14 protein-coding genes, 6 tRNA genes and 1 rRNA gene are annotated in these 16,398 nt (G+C 38.5%); 4 read left to right on the top strand and 17 right to left on the bottom strand.

Features of this window, described 5'->3' with window-relative positions; all coding sequences use genetic code 11:
* The first annotated feature begins 208 nt into the window (after positions 1 to 208).
* On the top strand, positions 209 to 721 hold the full coding sequence (locus AC1DCY_RS17810; RefSeq protein WP_477352309.1) for a DUF6609 family protein: 513 nt from the start codon (positions 209 to 211) through the stop codon (positions 719 to 721).
* On the opposite strand, the gene AC1DCY_RS17815 is transcribed toward AC1DCY_RS17810, so the two are convergent.
* The 3 genes from AC1DCY_RS17815 to glmS all read right to left on the bottom strand — a co-directional run bounded on the left by AC1DCY_RS17815 (position 718) and on the right by glmS (position 4,821).
* Positions 718 to 1,029 carry a hypothetical protein gene (locus AC1DCY_RS17815; RefSeq protein WP_477352311.1) on the bottom strand — a complete coding sequence of 104 codons (312 nt, stop codon included), beginning with the start codon at positions 1,027 to 1,029 and terminating at the stop codon, positions 718 to 720. The two genes, AC1DCY_RS17810 and AC1DCY_RS17815, sit on opposite strands and share 4 nt — an antisense overlap.
* Positions 1,030 to 1,090: 61 nt before the next feature.
* The gene (locus tag AC1DCY_RS17820; protein ID WP_477352313.1) at positions 1,091 to 2,530 is read right to left on the bottom strand and encodes an MDR family MFS transporter; all 1,440 of its coding nucleotides are present in this window, start codon (positions 2,528 to 2,530) and stop codon (positions 1,091 to 1,093) included.
* 488 nt (positions 2,531 to 3,018) lie between these two features.
* Positions 3,019 to 4,821 carry a glutamine--fructose-6-phosphate transaminase (isomerizing) gene (glmS, locus tag AC1DCY_RS17825; protein ID WP_477352314.1) on the bottom strand — a complete coding sequence of 601 codons (1,803 nt, stop codon included), beginning with the start codon at positions 4,819 to 4,821 and terminating at the stop codon, positions 3,019 to 3,021.
* A gap of 753 nt (positions 4,822 to 5,574) precedes the next feature.
* Between glmS and AC1DCY_RS17830 the strand changes: the two genes are divergently transcribed.
* Both AC1DCY_RS17830 and AC1DCY_RS17835 read left to right on the top strand, forming a co-directional pair.
* A complete protein-coding gene (locus AC1DCY_RS17830) occupies positions 5,575 to 5,916 on the top strand; it encodes a PadR family transcriptional regulator (RefSeq protein ID WP_477352316.1) in 342 nt (113 codons plus the stop codon).
* A complete protein-coding gene (locus AC1DCY_RS17835) occupies positions 5,906 to 6,478 on the top strand; it encodes a hypothetical protein (RefSeq protein WP_477352318.1) in 573 nt (190 codons plus the stop codon). The genes AC1DCY_RS17830 and AC1DCY_RS17835 overlap by 11 nt, the downstream gene beginning before the upstream one ends.
* 61 nt (positions 6,479 to 6,539) lie before the next feature.
* On the opposite strand, the gene AC1DCY_RS17840 is transcribed toward AC1DCY_RS17835, so the two are convergent.
* The 13 genes from AC1DCY_RS17840 to AC1DCY_RS17900 form a co-directional block, all read right to left on the bottom strand.
* Positions 6,540 to 7,061, bottom strand: a complete 522-nt coding sequence (locus tag AC1DCY_RS17840; RefSeq protein ID WP_477352320.1) for a type 1 glutamine amidotransferase domain-containing protein — start codon at positions 7,059 to 7,061, stop codon at positions 6,540 to 6,542.
* 195 nt (positions 7,062 to 7,256) lie between these two features.
* Positions 7,257 to 8,609: a phosphoglucosamine mutase gene (gene glmM / locus AC1DCY_RS17845; protein WP_477352322.1), complete on the bottom strand. Its 1,353-nt coding sequence runs from the start codon at positions 8,607 to 8,609 to the stop codon at positions 7,257 to 7,259.
* Positions 8,610 to 9,108: 499 nt separating this feature from the next.
* Complete coding sequence (locus AC1DCY_RS17850) at positions 9,109 to 10,197, bottom strand: CdaR family protein (protein ID WP_477352324.1); 1,089 nt, start codon at positions 10,195 to 10,197, stop codon at positions 9,109 to 9,111.
* Positions 10,190 to 11,026: a diadenylate cyclase CdaA gene (cdaA, locus tag AC1DCY_RS17855; protein ID WP_477352326.1), complete on the bottom strand. Its 837-nt coding sequence runs from the start codon at positions 11,024 to 11,026 to the stop codon at positions 10,190 to 10,192. Before cdaA ends, AC1DCY_RS17850 begins: the two co-directional genes overlap by 8 nt.
* 149 nt (positions 11,027 to 11,175) lie before the next feature.
* Positions 11,176 to 11,802, bottom strand: coding sequence for a zf-HC2 domain-containing protein (locus tag AC1DCY_RS17860; protein ID WP_477352328.1), 627 nt, complete (start codon positions 11,800 to 11,802; stop codon positions 11,176 to 11,178).
* A 13-nt stretch (positions 11,803 to 11,815) separates the two neighbouring features.
* Complete coding sequence (gene sigW / locus AC1DCY_RS17865) at positions 11,816 to 12,379, bottom strand: RNA polymerase sigma factor SigW (protein ID WP_100542806.1); 564 nt, start codon at positions 12,377 to 12,379, stop codon at positions 11,816 to 11,818.
* 133 nt (positions 12,380 to 12,512) lie between these two features.
* On the bottom strand, positions 12,513 to 13,418 hold the full coding sequence (rocF, locus tag AC1DCY_RS17870; protein WP_477352330.1) for an arginase: 906 nt from the start codon (positions 13,416 to 13,418) through the stop codon (positions 12,513 to 12,515).
* Positions 13,419 to 13,592: 174 nt separating this feature from the next.
* Positions 13,593 to 13,665, bottom strand: a tRNA-Lys gene (locus AC1DCY_RS17875).
* A gap of 10 nt (positions 13,666 to 13,675) precedes the next feature.
* A tRNA-Gln gene (locus tag AC1DCY_RS17880) sits at positions 13,676 to 13,750 on the bottom strand.
* A gap of 16 nt (positions 13,751 to 13,766) precedes the next feature.
* Positions 13,767 to 13,850 (bottom strand) — tRNA-Tyr (locus AC1DCY_RS17885).
* A gap of 14 nt (positions 13,851 to 13,864) precedes the next feature.
* Positions 13,865 to 13,940: transfer RNA gene (locus tag AC1DCY_RS17890), tRNA-Val, on the bottom strand.
* A 71-nt stretch (positions 13,941 to 14,011) separates the two neighbouring features.
* A tRNA-Glu gene (locus AC1DCY_RS17895) sits at positions 14,012 to 14,086 on the bottom strand.
* Between the two features lie 117 nt (positions 14,087 to 14,203).
* Positions 14,204 to 14,280, bottom strand: a tRNA-Asn gene (locus AC1DCY_RS17900).
* 267 nt (positions 14,281 to 14,547) lie between these two features.
* Here AC1DCY_RS17900 and mbcS point away from each other — a divergent pair.
* The gene (gene mbcS, locus AC1DCY_RS17905) at positions 14,548 to 16,125 is read left to right on the top strand and encodes an acyl-CoA synthetase MbcS (RefSeq protein WP_477352332.1); all 1,578 of its coding nucleotides are present in this window, start codon (positions 14,548 to 14,550) and stop codon (positions 16,123 to 16,125) included.
* Positions 16,126 to 16,249: 124 nt separating this feature from the next.
* On the opposite strand, the gene rrf is transcribed toward mbcS, so the two are convergent.
* Positions 16,250 to 16,365, bottom strand: a 5S ribosomal RNA gene (gene rrf, locus AC1DCY_RS17910).
* Positions 16,366 to 16,398: the final 33 nt, after the last annotated feature.

Below are 16,398 nucleotides of genomic sequence, written 5' to 3' on the forward strand. Positions count from 1 at the left end.
TATCAAACGATGAATTAGCAAAGTAGCTAAAAGTGGATAAAGTATGATTAAAAATATCGTATGAATCATATTATTTATCGAAAAAAAGGATGACTTTTTTAAACCAATATATTTCTCACTTCGACAGATTGTGACAAAAAGATCCATTTCAGTCTGATATATTATTCTAGAAATCTATTATTCGAGAATAAAGAATGGAGAATAGGAAATGGAAACACCAACCTACAAATATCCTAGACAAAAGATTAATGGGATTTGGCTAATAATTGCTGGCGTAGCAATGTTCTTACTATTAATAAAATATAACGGCTATCCAAATATTTGGCCTTTTGCCATCACTTATGTACTAGGTATGATTTGGCAATTAAGCCCTAAAACGCGGGAGAAATTAGCAGTCGGTCCTGGTACACGGGAACAAAAAAAGTGGTCTAATTTTTCAATTTTTTTATTAGCTATTTTAGTTTTTGTCAGTTTTCAATTTTTTGCCGATGATTATAGAACTTGCTGGCTATTAATTATTTTAGCTGTCGGCGTTCACTTCTTACCTTTCATTCCAGTACATGGTAAAATAATGGTTTTCCTATCAACCTGTTTAATAATCAATGCAGTCATAGGATTAATTATTACTAACGTAAGTCTAGATGTCTTTTTTGTAATAGATGGCCTAATAAAGATTTTATTTGGTAGTATTTTCATTAAGTTAAGTCCTATTAATTTTTAAAAAATGAGGATTCTGCTTTGCAGTGACCCTTGCAACAAATAAAGGAATCCATTTTGAAAAAAGATCAAAATGGATTCTTTTTTAATGTCTATTACTTTTACTTTGCCATGATGTTTGTCAATAATCCAATTTGCAATAGCGAGCACAAGACCAGCTCCCGCTTCTTCAGCCCGAGATTTATCGACTTGAAAAAAATCGGTCAAATATGTTGGACATATTCGATAAATGAAGGCTTCCCCAATGAGATTGAGGAAGCCTTCGCTTTTTTCATATATGAGGTTTTTATAAAAAAGTTCGATCACTTTCAAATAAAAATAAGCTATAAAGAAAAATCTCTTCACAGCTTATTTGTATATATATTAATTATTTTTATTGCTCGCTAGTTTGTGTGGATGGCTTAAATAAGAACCAAACAATCGCTAAAGTTACTAGTGCTAATATAAAAGTACTCATATAAACGAAATGTACACTTGAAGCTAATGCCTCTTGTGATTCGGTTACTATGTTTGCTGTAGCTCCTCCATGTCCACCAGAAGATACAAGATCAAGGTTTTTAATACCTTGTGCATGAATCATCGTGTTGAAAATTGCCCCGAAAACTGCAGCCCCCAAAGTTTGACTAAACGTATTGATAAATGTGTTTAAGCCAATTGCCGTCCCTCGCGTATGAGTTGGAGCAGCTGATTGAATTGTTACCATGTAAATAGGTACAATAAGCCCCATTCCTAAACCGAATAATCCAACTGCAACATAGATAAGGAATGCTGGTGAATCTGTTGACAATGTAAATAGTGAAAAGGCAGCAACTGAAAGAATGCTAGCTCCAAGTAGAATGATTTGTTTCGTTTTTAAGTTACCAACTAATTTACCAGAAAAAATAGTGCCAAACGTCCACATAACAGGAAGGGGCATTAAAATGAGTCCGGCATCTGTCGCATTTTTTCCTAATACACCTTGGCTCCATATTGGAAGATATATTGTAATACTAATAATCATTGCACCAGAAATAAGAGTTAATATGTTTATAATAGATAATGTACGGTTAGAGAATAGCGCTAGCGGAATTAATGGTTCAGGAGACTTTTTCTCAATATATAAGAAAATAATGAATGAAACAGCTGCAAAGATTAAGAGGCCAATAATTGTAATGTCCCCCCAGTTTTGCTTACTGCTACCTGTTAATAACGCGTATAGTAGAGCAATTGTACTTAATGAGAATACTGTTGCTCCAAGATAATCGATATGGTGCTTAGCAGGCTTAATAGATTCTTTATAATAAATTACAATCATTAAGCAAGCGATAATTCCAAATGGAATGTTTAAGAAGAAGATGTAGCGCCAAGAAAGAGAATCCACTAAAAATCCTCCAACTAATGGCCCGATTACTCCAGAGACACCCCAAACAGCACTAATCCAGCCCTGTGCTTTTGCACGGTCTTTCACTTCGCTATATAAGTCCCCCATGATTGTCATTGTTATTGGCATAATAGCGCCAGCACCTAGACCTTGAATGGCACGAAAGACGATGAGCTGTTCCATCGATGTAACAACACCGCAAAGTGCAGAGCCGACTAAGAATATTGTAGCTCCGATAAGTAAAACTTTTTTACGACCGAATAAATCAGCCAGTTTCCCGTATATTGGAGTCGAAACAGCTGTGGCAAGCATATAAATTGCATATACCCAACTAACAAGCTCGACGCCTGACAAATCACTCGTTATACGGGGGATTGCTGTACTAATAATTGTTCCTTCTACAGCAGAAAGAAATGTCATTAACATTAATGATAAAATAACTTTTTTTCTCATATTTTTCCCCTTTACTTCAATACATATCAATTATGCCTCGGCATAATTGCGTCCCGGAATCGGCTTCGTGCTTAGGCCTGCTCGAGGGCCGACACGATGTCGGTCATTTCGGTAATGCCACAGGACGTGGCGTTTTTACCGAGGGCCAACACGATGTTGGTCATTTCGGTAATGCCACAGGACGTGGCGTTTTTACCGATGCAGGTAAGTTAGCCGTTATCGCATGGATGCGATGATTTTAGGCTAACATCCTTTAAGAACTCCTTTCCGACTAATACTTAGAAATATATCACAAAGGATGTTGGTTTAGAAAAAAAGTTTAATTATAAATTACTCTAAAATATCAATACCTTCTCCGAATTTACGATTTTTTAGAAAAGCAAAAATAACCTCTTAAGGGCAAGACCCAAAGAGGTTATTTCTTATCAATCTTTATTATAAACGGTCAATCTTTAAAGCTACATCACAAGCGAACACTAACTCAACTATTACTCAACAGTCACCGACTTAGCCAAGTTACGTGGTTTATCCACATCACAGCGACGGTGTAGTGCTGCGTAATAGCTAATTAATTGTAATGGCACTACAGAAACAAGTGGTGTTAGTAATTCGTGAACTTGAGGGATTACTAAACGGTCCCCATCTTCATCTACTCCAGCCATGGCAATAATACATGGGAATGCTCCACGTGCAGCTACCTCTTTGACGTTACCACGGATGTTTAATCCTACTGCTTCTTGTGTAACAAGGGCAAATACTGGTGTACCTTCTTCGATTAAGGCAATTGTTCCGTGTTTTAGCTCGCCACCTGCAAAGCCTTCTGCTTGGATATAAGAGATTTCTTTTAGCTTCAAGGCACCCTCAAGGCTTACATAGAAGTCTATGTTACGGCCGATGAAGAATGCGTTGCGTGCGATTTTTAAGTAGTCCTCAGCGATATCCTCTAAAACATCTTTTGAATCGATAATTGTTTGGATACCGTTTGCTGCAATCGCAAGTTCTTGTTTTAAATCGTATTCTAATCCCTTGCCATTAGCTTTCGCTGTTACATATGCTGTTAAAGCAAGTACAGCTACTTGCGCTACATACGCTTTTGTAGAAGCTACTGCGATTTCTGGGCCTGCATGTAATAAAAGTGTATGGTCTGCCTCACGTGATAGGGTAGAACCAGGTACGTTTGTAATAGTTAATGTTGGATAACCAAGCTCTTTAATTTTTACAAGTACTTGACGGCTATCTGCTGTTTCGCCTGATTGTGTAATAAAGATAAACAATGGTTTTTCTGAAAGTAATGGCATATTGTAGCCGAATTCACTTGAAATATGAACTTCTACTGGGATACCGGCCATTTTTTCGAAATATTGCTTACCGATTAGACCTGCATGATAGCTTGTGCCGGCTGCAATAATATATAGACGGTCTGCTGCTCGTAAAGCTTCTAAAATATTAGCGTCAATTGTTAATTCGCCATTCTCACCTTCGTACGCTTGAATGATTTTACGAATAACTGTTGGCTGCTCATCCATTTCTTTTAGCATATAGTGAGGGTACGTACCTTTTTCAATATCGCTCATATCAAGCTCTGCTGTATATGGTGCACGCTCTACTATTGTACCGTCTAACTTTGTAATTTCTACGCTAGCTTTGTGTACGATTACGACCTCTTTATCATGTAACTCCACATATTGGTCTGTTACCTGTAGCATTGCCATCGCATCTGAAGCTACAACATTAAAGCCTTCACCAACACCTACTAAAAGTGGAGATTTGTTTTTCGCAACGAAAATTGTATCTGCCGCTTCTGCATCTAAAAGAGCTAATGCGTAAGAACCGTGTAATAAAGATAAAGTTTTACGGAACGCCTCAGCCGTGCTTAAACCTTCTTTCACAAATAGCTCTACTAATTGCACGATGACCTCTGTGTCTGTATCAGATTTCATCGGAATGCCTTTTAAATATGTTTTTTGTAATAAATGATAGTTTTCAATAACACCGTTGTGTACTAGCGTAAAGCGTCCTGATGCACTTTGATGAGGGTGTGCATTCAAACGGTTTGGCACTCCATGAGTTGCCCAACGTGTATGACCAATACCAACTTTTGCAGCAACGTCCTCATCCACTGCGTCACGTAAATCTGCAATACGTCCCTTTTCTTTGAAGACTGTTACACCATCTTCGTTACGTACTGCAATACCCGCTGAGTCATAGCCACGGTACTCTAGTTTCTCTAAACCTTTTAATAAGATTTCCTTTGCATCTGATTCACCAATATATCCTACAATTCCACACATAAATTTCTTGTCCTCCGATATCGTCAATTTGACGCAATGACAAACTAGACCTCAACCTATCGAATTTTTTTTATGAATGTAAAAGCTAAGCTTATTTTAAAGGAAAATAACAAACTTATACATGCACATTGTTAACACTCATTCAGCCATCTGAATAGTAACCATTCGATACATGAGGTTTCTCTATTTATCTATTGCTTTAACTATACCTTTTTCATTTTCTGTCCATTCAATCACTTAAATGCTTTCAAAATGAAAAGTGACAATCGGGTATGTCGATCGGGAGGCATCCGCCGAATTTTCGATAAACCTCCACCTCGTCTGCTGAAGATAGCTTCGTCCAATTTCTTCAGCTCAGGCGCTATAATTGTTTTCCGATTTTGCGCTTTCTTCCCTCCTTATGCGCTCTCGTTAAATGATAAGGTCGGACCTCACATTCAACTTCTCCATCATACTCAATCATATGCTGTACGTCAAATTTTCGTTATAAAAAACACCTATTTATCCTACTTTTTAGTGACAAAAAGTAGACAAACAATCTGCTATATAACATTATCTTAAGATTGTTATTAAAAATATGATGCATTTTTCCTTAGGTCAGCAACTAATATTTTCTGTTATGGATTTGTTTTTGAACAGAGCCGGAGATTAAAAACCATTTATTAACCGCTTGACAAAGCCACTACTTAGCAATACTATATACAGTACTTAGCAACACTTAGTACAGGTAAAGCTAAGCCTGGGGGTGAGGTCGTGGATAATCTGAGTGAAATGCTCAAAGGAGTTTTAGAAGGTATTGTATTAGAAATCATCAGCCGTGGTGAAATATATGGTTATGAGATTGTCAAATATCTCACGCAGATGGGGTTTGAGGGCATAGCTGAAGGAACTGTGTATGCGTTACTTATGCGATTGGAAAAAAATCGTCTTGTCAATATTGTCAAAAAGCCATCTGAAATGGGTCCACCAAGGAAATTTTATACGCTTAATGAACAAGGACGAGAAAAATTGATGTCCTTTTGGGCTAAATGGGATTTTTTAAGTAGTCGAATTGAAATTTTAAGAAATAATGGAGGGAACAAACATGAGCTTTAGTCGTGAAATTCAGGAGAGAATTAATCGTTTCGCGAAAGAACAATCCCAGAATTATTTGCAGGACGCTGAAATGACTTATATGGAACAGCTACGCAAAAAAAGTGGGCAAACTAAACGTAAGATCGACAAGCAATTGTCCAAATTTAAAGGGCGTTCCGATCAGGGGCGAGAAGCGCAAGACGATATGATACTCTATATGAGCGATTATATGAATGATTTAATGTCACAAGGGTTAACGGAGCAGGAAGCTTTTAATAAGGCTAGCGAGGAATTGCAATTCGCCAGTAACTCTGAGCAATCTGAGGATTTAAATGAACGCTTCCAGCAATATTACGAAAATCGTGATCCTGCAGATTATGAGGCAATTGGGTTGTTTTATGGTGGCTTCCTGTTTTTAGGATTAGGTATCGGCGGGTTAACAGGTTTTCTAACTGGCGGTGGATATGAAGCTTTTTTTGATAGAGGCTGGATCGACACTGCAATCGGTGCCGGTGTTGGCATTATCATTGGTATCGGACTTGGGCAAATTACCAATGCTATTATAGCGTTGAAAAAGAAATAGGACTGTTGTAATTGAATTTATAGATAAAAGGCACAGGCAAACTCACTTGTGCCTTTTAAACTTAGCCTTCTTTGCTCTCCAATAATTTTACAATTTCTCGATTAAATGCTGGTAGATCCTCCGGTGTACGACTTGTTACTAATTGTTTTTGACAAACAAACACTTCCTCGTCATGGAATATCGCACCTGCATTTTCTAAATCTACTCGAATTGATTTGTAGCCAGTAGCGTCACGACCATTTAATGTTTTGGCCGTAATGAGTAATTGAGGTCCATGACAAATAGCAAAGGTTGGTTTCATCTCGTCCATAAACTCCTTTACAAATGCCACAACACGATCATCTACACGTAATATATCAGGAGAAAAACCGCCTGGGATGAACAATGCATCGAATTCAGAAGAATTTACCTCATCAATATCTTTATCAATTTTTACTTTCTCTCCATGCTTACCTTCTACCTCTATGCCTGCTGTCGTATCAATCGTTATTAGTTCATGACCTGCCGCTTCTAATGCTCCTTTAGGACTCGTATATTCAGCGTCCTCAAACATATTGGTAATCACTGTAGCAATTTTAGCCATTGCAATACAACACTCCTTATCATTGTGACTCTGTACTACTGTTCCCATTCTCTTCGAAAGCATTCATTTTTTCGTTGGGTAGAGCTTTCAATAATTAAGGTTATGTTTTCTATCCGTCACTTTCATTTATACGGAACCAAAAAAATAAAAAACTCGACCTCCTATCAAAGGAAATCGAGTTAATATACTATTTAATTATTCAGTTAAGCCCATTTCAGCTCGGACAACATCTGCTATACGCTCTACGTAACGCTCGCAGTCTTCTTCTGTAGCCGCTTCCACCATTACTCGTACAAGTGGCTCAGTACCAGAAGGACGCACTAACACACGACCGTTACCAGCCATATCTGCTTCTACCTCAGCAATCACTGCAGCAACCTTTGCATTTTCCGTCACAGCATGCTTGTCTGTTACACGAACATTGACTAAACGCTGCGGGAAAATCTTCATTTCAGAAGCAAGCTCTGATAATTTTTTACCTGTAGCTTTCATAATATTGACAAGCTGAATACCTGTTAATAAGCCATCACCAGTTGTGTTAAAGTCTAGGAAAACAATATGACCAGACTGCTCTCCACCTAGATTATAATCATTAGCACGCATTTCTTCCACGACATAACGATCACCTACAGCTGTTTGTACACTATGCATATCGTTATCTTCAACAGCTTTGTAGAAGCCCATGTTACTCATAACCGTCGAAACGATCGTTTGCTTTTTCAAGCGACCAACTGCATTTAAATGCTTACCGATGATGAACATAATTTGATCACCATCAACAATTTTACCGTTTTCATCTACTGCGATTAATCGGTCACCATCGCCATCGAATGCTAAACCAACATCAGCACCCTTTTCTGTGATAAATTTAGCTAATCCTTCTGGATGTGTTGAACCGACACCGTCATTAATATTTAAGCCAGTTGGTGAGGCACCCATCGTTGAGATATCTGCTTCTAAATCTGCAAATAGGTGTGTCGCGAGTGAAGAAGTTGCTCCATGCGCACAATCTAATGCAACATGAATGCCATCAAATTCTTCAGTCACTGTTTGTTTTAAGTATTGAATATATTTTTGTCCACCCTCGAAGTAGTCGCTTACAGAACCTAAATCTGCCCCGATTGGACGTGGCAAAGTATCTTCTTGAGCATCTAATATAGCTTCGATTTCAGCTTCTTGCGCATCTGTTAGCTTAAAGCCATCAGGACCGAAAAATTTAATACCATTGTCAGCTACTGGGTTATGTGAAGCTGAAATCATAACGCCTGCATTTGCGCTCATCATTCGAGTAAGATAAGCAACACCTGGTGTCGAAATAACACCAAGACGCATTACCTCTACGCCGATTGATAAAAGACCAGCTACAAGTGCACCTTCAAGCATTTCACCTGAAATACGTGTGTCACGACCGATTAAAACCTTTGGACGGTCAGTTGCATCCTTCGTTAAAACGTAGCCACCTATGCGGCCAAGTTTAAATGCAAGCTCCGGTGTTAATTCACTATTCGCGACGCCACGGACGCCATCTGTTCCAAAATATTTACCCATTTTGATTATTCTCTCCTTCAATGCAAGACGGTGATCACGCTTGTCTATACTGACAACTAGACCACTCATCTGCTTACTTTTGGAAAAGTCTATTTTCGTTCATTCGCTGGTAACTATTAATTATCCCCTAAGTAAATTTATCTAGCTTTGTAAATCAGCACAGATAAACTTAGCATAGGTATTTTGATTTTAGCCTGAGCAACATTTTCTCGTTAATGTTATTTATACCTCGGCATAATTGTGTCCGGAATCGGCTTTGTGCTTGGGCCTGCACGAGGGCCGACACGATGTCGGTCATTTCGGTAATGCCACAGGACGTGGCGTTTTTACCGATGCAGGTCAGTTAGCCGTTATCACATGGCTGCGATGATTTTAGGCTAACATCGTTTATTAATTCCTTTCCGATTTCCGTGACATCCGCCGATTAGAAAATGAGTACCCTTACCGATAGAGAACGAAATCTCTACTGAATCAAAATAAAATTATAGTCAGTTATTGTTTAAGAATCAATATCTTCTGTATTATCAGCAGGCGGCGTGATGTTCTCAGAAGGAGTGCTAGTCTCCTCTGAAGGTGGCGAAGGTGGCGGTGTAGGATCAGGAGTTGTAGTAGTTGGTGCCGTTGTTGTCGTTGTTGTTTTTTCCTGCTCTACCTTCGTAATATCTGCTTTCACTTTAATTTTTGAATCAGATATTTTTGTCACACCTTCTGGCAATTTTACATCAAATTCATAAGTTTTTGATTCTGTAATTTTTGATAAGTCAACCTCTACTGGTATTGCAGTTAAAGCATCTATGATAGATTTTCTACCGTATACTCTCACCTTTGTAGGACTTATTGTTAATTGGTTGACGGTAATACCATTCTCCGCTTTCCCTATTTCCTTAAGCACAACAGGCACCTCTCTGCTATAGGCTCCAATATCTACTTGAACCTTCACAGTTTCCGGTTCAATCGTCACGTCTAACTTATTTAGATCACGATCTAATACTTTAACCGCCGCTACTTGTGAGTACGGTTCTCTCAAGCCTTGTTCACCCGTTACAGTTGCTTTTACATAGCTAATATTTTCAATAGCACTTTTGGCACCCGTAACATACACTGTAGCTGGATTAGCAGTCATGCCATTTAAAATATATCCTTCTTCAATTAAACGAGTATTTAGCTCAGGGTCAACACGAAACTCTTTTGTGACCTTTTCCTCTATGTTTACATTTACAGTCGCAGGGTCAAATGATACTTGCAACTTATCCGAAATATTTTCGTATTGAAGTTTAACATTATGTTCACCAATAAGTAATTTACTCAAATCCACAAATACAGAAAAATCTTTCGTTGCCTTTGTTTGTATAACAAGTGGCATTGGACCTTTTATTGTAACATCTACTGTCTTTGGTATCCCTGTTACAATGAGATTCTTATCGTCATAAAAAACATCTACCGGTACATCGCGAATTACCTCTGTTTGCTCACTCGTTATTGTTTTATTTGTAGGAGATAATTCGGTACGAACGGAGAAAAATAGCAACAAGGCTAAAAATAGCGCGATGATTCGTAATACCCAAGGGCTATCCATCATTTTATCCATTCTTTTTCCCCCTCCAAGTTAACTTAGAGGCTGCATTTGATTCCTGTGTTGATCCGAACCACATTTTACGTAACAGTCCTTCGAATTCTTCTAAAGAAAGATTCCGATGCAGATTACCATTTAGTGTAAGGCTAATGGCGCCGGTTTCCTCTGATACGACAATAGTAATGGCATCTGTCACTTCACTTAAGCCAAGTGCAGCACGGTGACGTGTCCCAAGCTCTTTTGAGATAAACGGGCTCTCAGAAAGCGGTAAATAACAAGCAGCTGCCGATATTTTATCTTTCTGCATAATAACTGCCCCATCATGAAGAGGTGTATTAGGTATAAAAATGTTGATCAGTAATTCAGATGAAATCTCAGCATTTAGACCTATGCCAGTTTCAATATATTCATTTAGACCAGTTTCTTTTTCAATAGAAATTAACGCCCCTATACGACGTTTGGCCATATAACTAACAGATTTCTTCATTGCCTCAATAAGCCTTGTTTGTTCTTCTTCAACTTGACTTATTGAACGTTGGAATAACTTCCCTCTACCAATTTGTTCAAGCCCGCGTCTTATTTCAGGTTGGAAAATGATAATAATCGCCAAGAAACCGAAATCGATGACTTGTTGTAACAACCAACCTAACGTTTCTAACCCTAAAAATTCTGTAGCAAGGCGCGCAATAATAATTACGAAAATTCCTTTTAATAATTGGACAGCCTTCGTACCTTTAATGAGGGTTAAAATTTTATAAACAACGTACCATACGAGCAGTACATCTAATAAGTTAATAACAATATTCACAGGTGTTAAATTAGTGAAATGTTCGATAATTTGCACGTGGCATCCCCCACTTTTCATTGCGAATCCATACACATTTAAGTATAGCACATTCTTATCAAATGTAACTTTTTTCAAATAAAAAGTCTACTCAAAAGAGTAGACCTTTCAGCCTCTCACGTGCACTATCTATTAGGACGTATAGAGTGTTATTTAGTTGCTTGTTTCTCCTCGAACGTTACAGCAGACTTTACTGAATTTTTAATTGTATACCAAAGCCATTCGAATACTTCGTCAATTTCTTCTATTTTTCCAGAAACAACTGCCGAAGATGCCATATACTGTCCGTTAATAACGGTAACATCGCCATCCACTTCACCCTCAACAATTAAATCACCATTTTTAACAACAATGTCGCCTTTTACAACTTCTCCTTTTGGCACAATAACCGTTTGACCTTCAACAACTAGGTTTGGCTGTTTAGTCACGGAGAACTGTTGGTCATCCATGAAATTACCTAGTAAAGTTGCACTCATGAATAAACAAAAAACTGCTGCAGCCACAAGTAGTGGATGTCGGCGAATCCACTTTTGCATACCTACACGACTTTTGGGTTTCGGTAAACGAGCCATCACGGCTTCTTCAAAACGCGGAGGTGATGTAATGTGGGAAGCACTCTTCACAAAGGCGATTGTTTCACTTAATTCCTGCATCATCTGTTTACAATCACTACATGTATGCAAATGTCGTTTTAACTCTTGCTCATGCTCACGACTAATGTCACCATCTAAATAATCATGGATATAGTCTATTATATGCTCTGGACAAGTATTCATGACGCTCCCCCTCCTACAGATTGTTCAATTGCTTACGTAATGCTTCACGTCCGCGGTGAATCCTCGTTTTCACCGTTCCAAGAGGCATATCTAAAATCTCGCTAATTTCCTGTAATGATAATTCTTCAATATATTTCAATACTATAACTGAACGGTATTTATCAGGCAAACGCCCGATTTCATATTGAATACGATCTTGCAGTTCCATTTGCTCTATCTGTTCCTCTGGTAGCTGGTCATCTGCTGCGATCTGCGAATACATATCAAGCCCTTCTGTACCAGCTACTTCTGCATCTAAATAATAATCCGGTTTTTTCTTCCGGATACGGTCTATACAAAGGTTTGTCGCTATGCGATAAAGCCACGTCGCAAATTTTCTTTTCTGATCAAAAGTATGCAAGTTCATATAGGCACGAACAAAAGCTTCTTGTGCAATGTCCTCAGACTCTTGCTTGTTCCCTAACATCCTATAGCATACTTGGTACAGTTTGTGCTGATAGAGACTCACAATATCTGCAAATGCGTTTTGATCGCCTTTAAGCACTTGTTTTATTTTCTTGTTTACTAACGCATCCATTGTGTTTATTTCTCCACCTTTACAACTGTCTTATACTATACGGGCCTTCGATAAGAAAAGTTTCATTTTGTTATTCATTATAGCAAAAGATTTTTATACATTGTGGCAATAGGAAATCTTTTGTCAAATTTCTTTAAACTAGGGTTTCACCAAATAAGGAACCCATTAATGCTACTGCAACATCTGCTGTTCTATTCTTTTCATCTAGAATTGGATTAACCTCAACGAATTCAGCAGATGTTAGCATACCTGATTCCTGAAGCATTTCCATCGCCAAATGGCTTTCTCGATACGTAATACCACCAGGTACAGGTGTCCCAACTCCTGGAGTATAAAGTGGGTCTAACCCATCTAAATCAAGTGATAAATGCAAACCATCTACATTGCGCTCTTTTAAATAGGCTAGAGCTTCTTCCATTACACGCGTCATTCCAAGACGATCTACCTCGTGCATCGTATACACTTTGATTCCTTGTTGACTAATTAATTCACGTTCACCTGGATCTACAGAACGCGCTCCAATAATAATGACGTTTTCAGGTTTAATTTTCGGTACATTATTACGAATTTTCACTAACCGTTCATGACCAAGTCCAATGCTTACAGCTAAAGGCATACCATGTATATTACCAGATGGTGTCGTTTCAGGTGTATTTAAGTCAGCATGCGCATCAAACCAAATAACACCTAAATTTTTGTAATGCTCACCAAGTCCCGCAAGAGTGCCAATAGCAATGCTATGGTCGCCACCAAATACAAGTGGAAACTCCTTTTGTTCAATTGCTTCATTTACACTGTTTGCTAAGGACGTACTTACATCGATAACTTCCTCTAAATTAAGTAGCTGTTTATCAACAATAGTACCTTCTTGCTTTTGACTAACACGTATATCTCCTTGATCATGCACTACATGCCCAATTGCTTCTAAGCGTTCTACAACACCCGCGTAACGGATAGCACTTGGCCCCATATCTACCCCTCTGCGAGTTTGCCCATAATCAGTTGGTACCCCAATAATAGAAATATTTAATTTATTCATTTTTTCATACCCCCTTTAAGTTGTAAGACTATTGTAAAGCCTACATCCTGCTTGGCTCAACCTCACAATTTTATGAATATTTATACAACTAAGACGAGCATAAAAAAATCTCCTGCTGTTTTCAGCAAGAGATTAGTATCTGTAGTTAATGTTACACTTTTTATTCTATAAAAGTGAGCCATGAAGGACTCGAACCTTCGACCCTCTGATTAAAAGTCAGATGCTCTACCAACTGAGCTAATGGCTCAAAATAAAAATGGCTGGGGTACTAGGATTCGAACCTAGGCATGACGGAATCAAAATCCGTTGCCTTACCGCTTGGCTATACCCCAATCATTTATAAAAAACTGGTGGAGGGGGACGGATTCGAACCGCCGAACCCTAAGGAGCGGATTTACAGTCCGCCGCGTTTAGCCACTTCGCTACCCCTCCGAAAAAACAAATTATGGTGGAGGATGACGGGCTCGAACCGCCGACCCTCTGCTTGTAAGGCAGATGCTCTCCCAGCTGAGCTAATCCTCCATAAAAACAGGTGTTTATTTCTTCACAGTTTTTTGTTTTTAAGCCTTTGCATTACTACAACGCTTTAATAATGGTGACCCCTACGGGATTCGAACCCGTGTTACCGCCGTGAAAGGGCGGTGTCTTAACCACTTGACCAAGGGGCCATTTTTAAAAATGTCTCAAACAAGACAAGTATTATGATAACATTTTTCATCGTACGATGCAATACTTTTTTAAATATTTTTTTATGTATACATCAACTTTAAAAATGGGCAAAAAAATGGCTCCGAAGGCAGGACTCGAACCTGCGACAACCTGATTAACAGTCAGGTGCTACTACCAACTGAGCTACTTCGGAACAATACTATTCAATTCGGTTTTTAAAACCTCTTAAGTACATTTATTATTATAGCAAGCATTATAAATTATGCAATACTTTTGGTGAAAATTTTAATTTTTTTGTCGAAGTCTTCCTGTTCATTAAGAATAAACCTAATAGTGCTCTATTAAATCCAATATTTCTATTTTATGTACAGAATATTCTTGCTGTATATTATTGTAATTGTTAAAATGAGAATAGTTTTATGAATTTTCTATTAAATTTGTTTGGGGGAGGAATGTTCACATGGTAACAAACGATTTAATTGCACCAGAATTCTATAATATTACAGAGGAATTGGAGAAATTTTCTCAAGATAGTGATCGCCAAGCAATACGATGGCTAAATACTCAGCTGGAACGCCGAACAATTTCCTATGTTGAGCTTGTTCAAAAAATGAATCAATACGCGCATGCCTTTACGAAGAAGGGGCTTCAAAAAGGAGATCGCGTACTAGTTATTATTCCACGTCTTCCTGAGGCTTATTTTGTCTTTCTTGGCTGTCTAAAGGCTGGAATTGTTCCTATTTCATGTTCAGAAATGTTACGAGCAAGTGATTTAGAATATCGTATGGAGCACTCTTCTGCAAGAGCAGTAATTGCCTTTGAAGCGTTCACTAGTGAGGTAGATCGAATTACTTCTTCAGTAGATGCTTTAAATAATAAATTAGTTATAGGTACTGCTACAGGTAATTGGACCTCTTTAGATGAATTAGCAAGTGCCCAGCCAGATACATTTACGGCTGCAGCTACTAAAAGAGATGATATGGCATTTCTTTCTTATACATCTGGCACCACTGGCAAACCAAAAGGAGTTGTCCATTCACACGGATGGGGATATGCACATATTAGAACAGCCGCTTCGCAATGGCTGTGTGTACGTGAAGGTGACTTAGTTTGGGCTACAGCAGCTCCGGGGTGGCAAAAGTGGATTTGGAGCCCATTTTTATCGACTATTATGCTGGGCGCAACTGCATTTGTATACCATGGAGGATTTGAGGCAAAAACATACCTTAAACTGCTTCAAGAAGAAAAGGTCAATGTATTGTGCTGTACTCCAACGGAATATCGAATTATGGCGAAGATTGATAATTTAAAAGACTATAATCTATCTTCTCTACGTAGTGCTGTTTCAGCTGGTGAACCATTAAATCGACCAGTCATCGAAACATTTATGAATAACTTCGGTCTTAAAGTGCGCGATGGCTATGGCCAAACGGAAAATACTTTATTAATCGGCACACTTGAAAATACTGAGTTACGTCCGGGTTCAATGGGTGTTCCTACCCCAGGCAACATTGTTCGTATTATAGATCATGAAGGCAACGAGGCACCGATTGGAGAAGTTGGAGATATTGCAATACACAAATCATCTCCTGCTCTATTTAAAGAGTACTATCGTGAGCCTGAACGAACACAAGCTGCCTTCCGTGGAGATTGGTATATTACTGGTGACCAAGCTAAATGCGATGAAGATGGCTATTTCTGGTTTGAAGGCCGAGGAGATGACATCATTATTTCATCTGGCTATACAATTGGACCATTTGAAGTAGAGGATGCTTTAAATAAGCATGAAGCTGTACAAGAATGTGCTGTAGTCGCAGCACCAGATGAAATTAGAGGACATATTGTTAAAGCCTTCGTCATCTTACGAGACGGTTTCAAAGATCGTGATGAGGACGAGTTAACAAAAGAACTACAGGAGCACGTTAAAGCATTAACAGCGCCTTATAAATATCCTCGTAGTATTGTCTTTATCGATGAGCTACCAAAAACAACTTCTGGTAAGATTCGTCGTATAGAGCTAAGAGCAGCAACTGTATAAAATATAGTAAAGAGACATTTCACCATTCACTTGGTCGAAATGTCTCCTTTATATATTGCTAGTATTTAATATTTTTTGGATATAAAAAAAGCCACTACTGAGTTTATCAGCAGCGACTTTTTGCGCCTAGCGACGTCCTACTCTCACAGGGGGAAGCCCCCAACTACCATCGGCGCTAAAGAGCTTAACTTCCGTGTTCGGTATGGGAACGGGTGTGACCTCTTTGCCATCATCACTAGACTATTGTCGGCTTTCAATATACATCGTATTTCT

The organism is Lysinibacillus sp. 10T31, from assembly GCF_056394365.1.

Coding starts and splice junctions, on each gene's coding strand:
- sigW (WP_100542806.1), bottom strand. CDS start 12,379: ATGGATGCGTTAGTAAACAAGAAAATAAAACAAGTGCTTAAAGGCGAT.
- glmM (WP_477352322.1), bottom strand. CDS start 8,609: ATGGGTAAATATTTTGGAACAGATGGCGTCCGTGGCGTCGCGAATAGT.
- glmS (WP_477352314.1), bottom strand. CDS start 4,821: ATGTGTGGAATTGTAGGATATATTGGTGAATCAGATGCAAAGGAAATC.
- AC1DCY_RS17835 (WP_477352318.1), top strand. CDS start 5,906: ATGAGCTTTAGTCGTGAAATTCAGGAGAGAATTAATCGTTTCGCGAAA.
- AC1DCY_RS17810 (WP_477352309.1), top strand. CDS start 209: ATGGAAACACCAACCTACAAATATCCTAGACAAAAGATTAATGGGATT.
- AC1DCY_RS17860 (WP_477352328.1), bottom strand. CDS start 11,802: ATGAATACTTGTCCAGAGCATATAATAGACTATATCCATGATTATTTA.
- rocF (WP_477352330.1), bottom strand. CDS start 13,418: ATGAATAAATTAAATATTTCTATTATTGGGGTACCAACTGATTATGGG.
- AC1DCY_RS17840 (WP_477352320.1), bottom strand. CDS start 7,061: ATGGCTAAAATTGCTACAGTGATTACCAATATGTTTGAGGACGCTGAA.
- AC1DCY_RS17820 (WP_477352313.1), bottom strand. CDS start 2,530: ATGAGAAAAAAAGTTATTTTATCATTAATGTTAATGACATTTCTTTCT.
- mbcS (WP_477352332.1), top strand. CDS start 14,548: ATGGTAACAAACGATTTAATTGCACCAGAATTCTATAATATTACAGAG.
- AC1DCY_RS17850 (WP_477352324.1), bottom strand. CDS start 10,197: ATGGATAAAATGATGGATAGCCCTTGGGTATTACGAATCATCGCGCTA.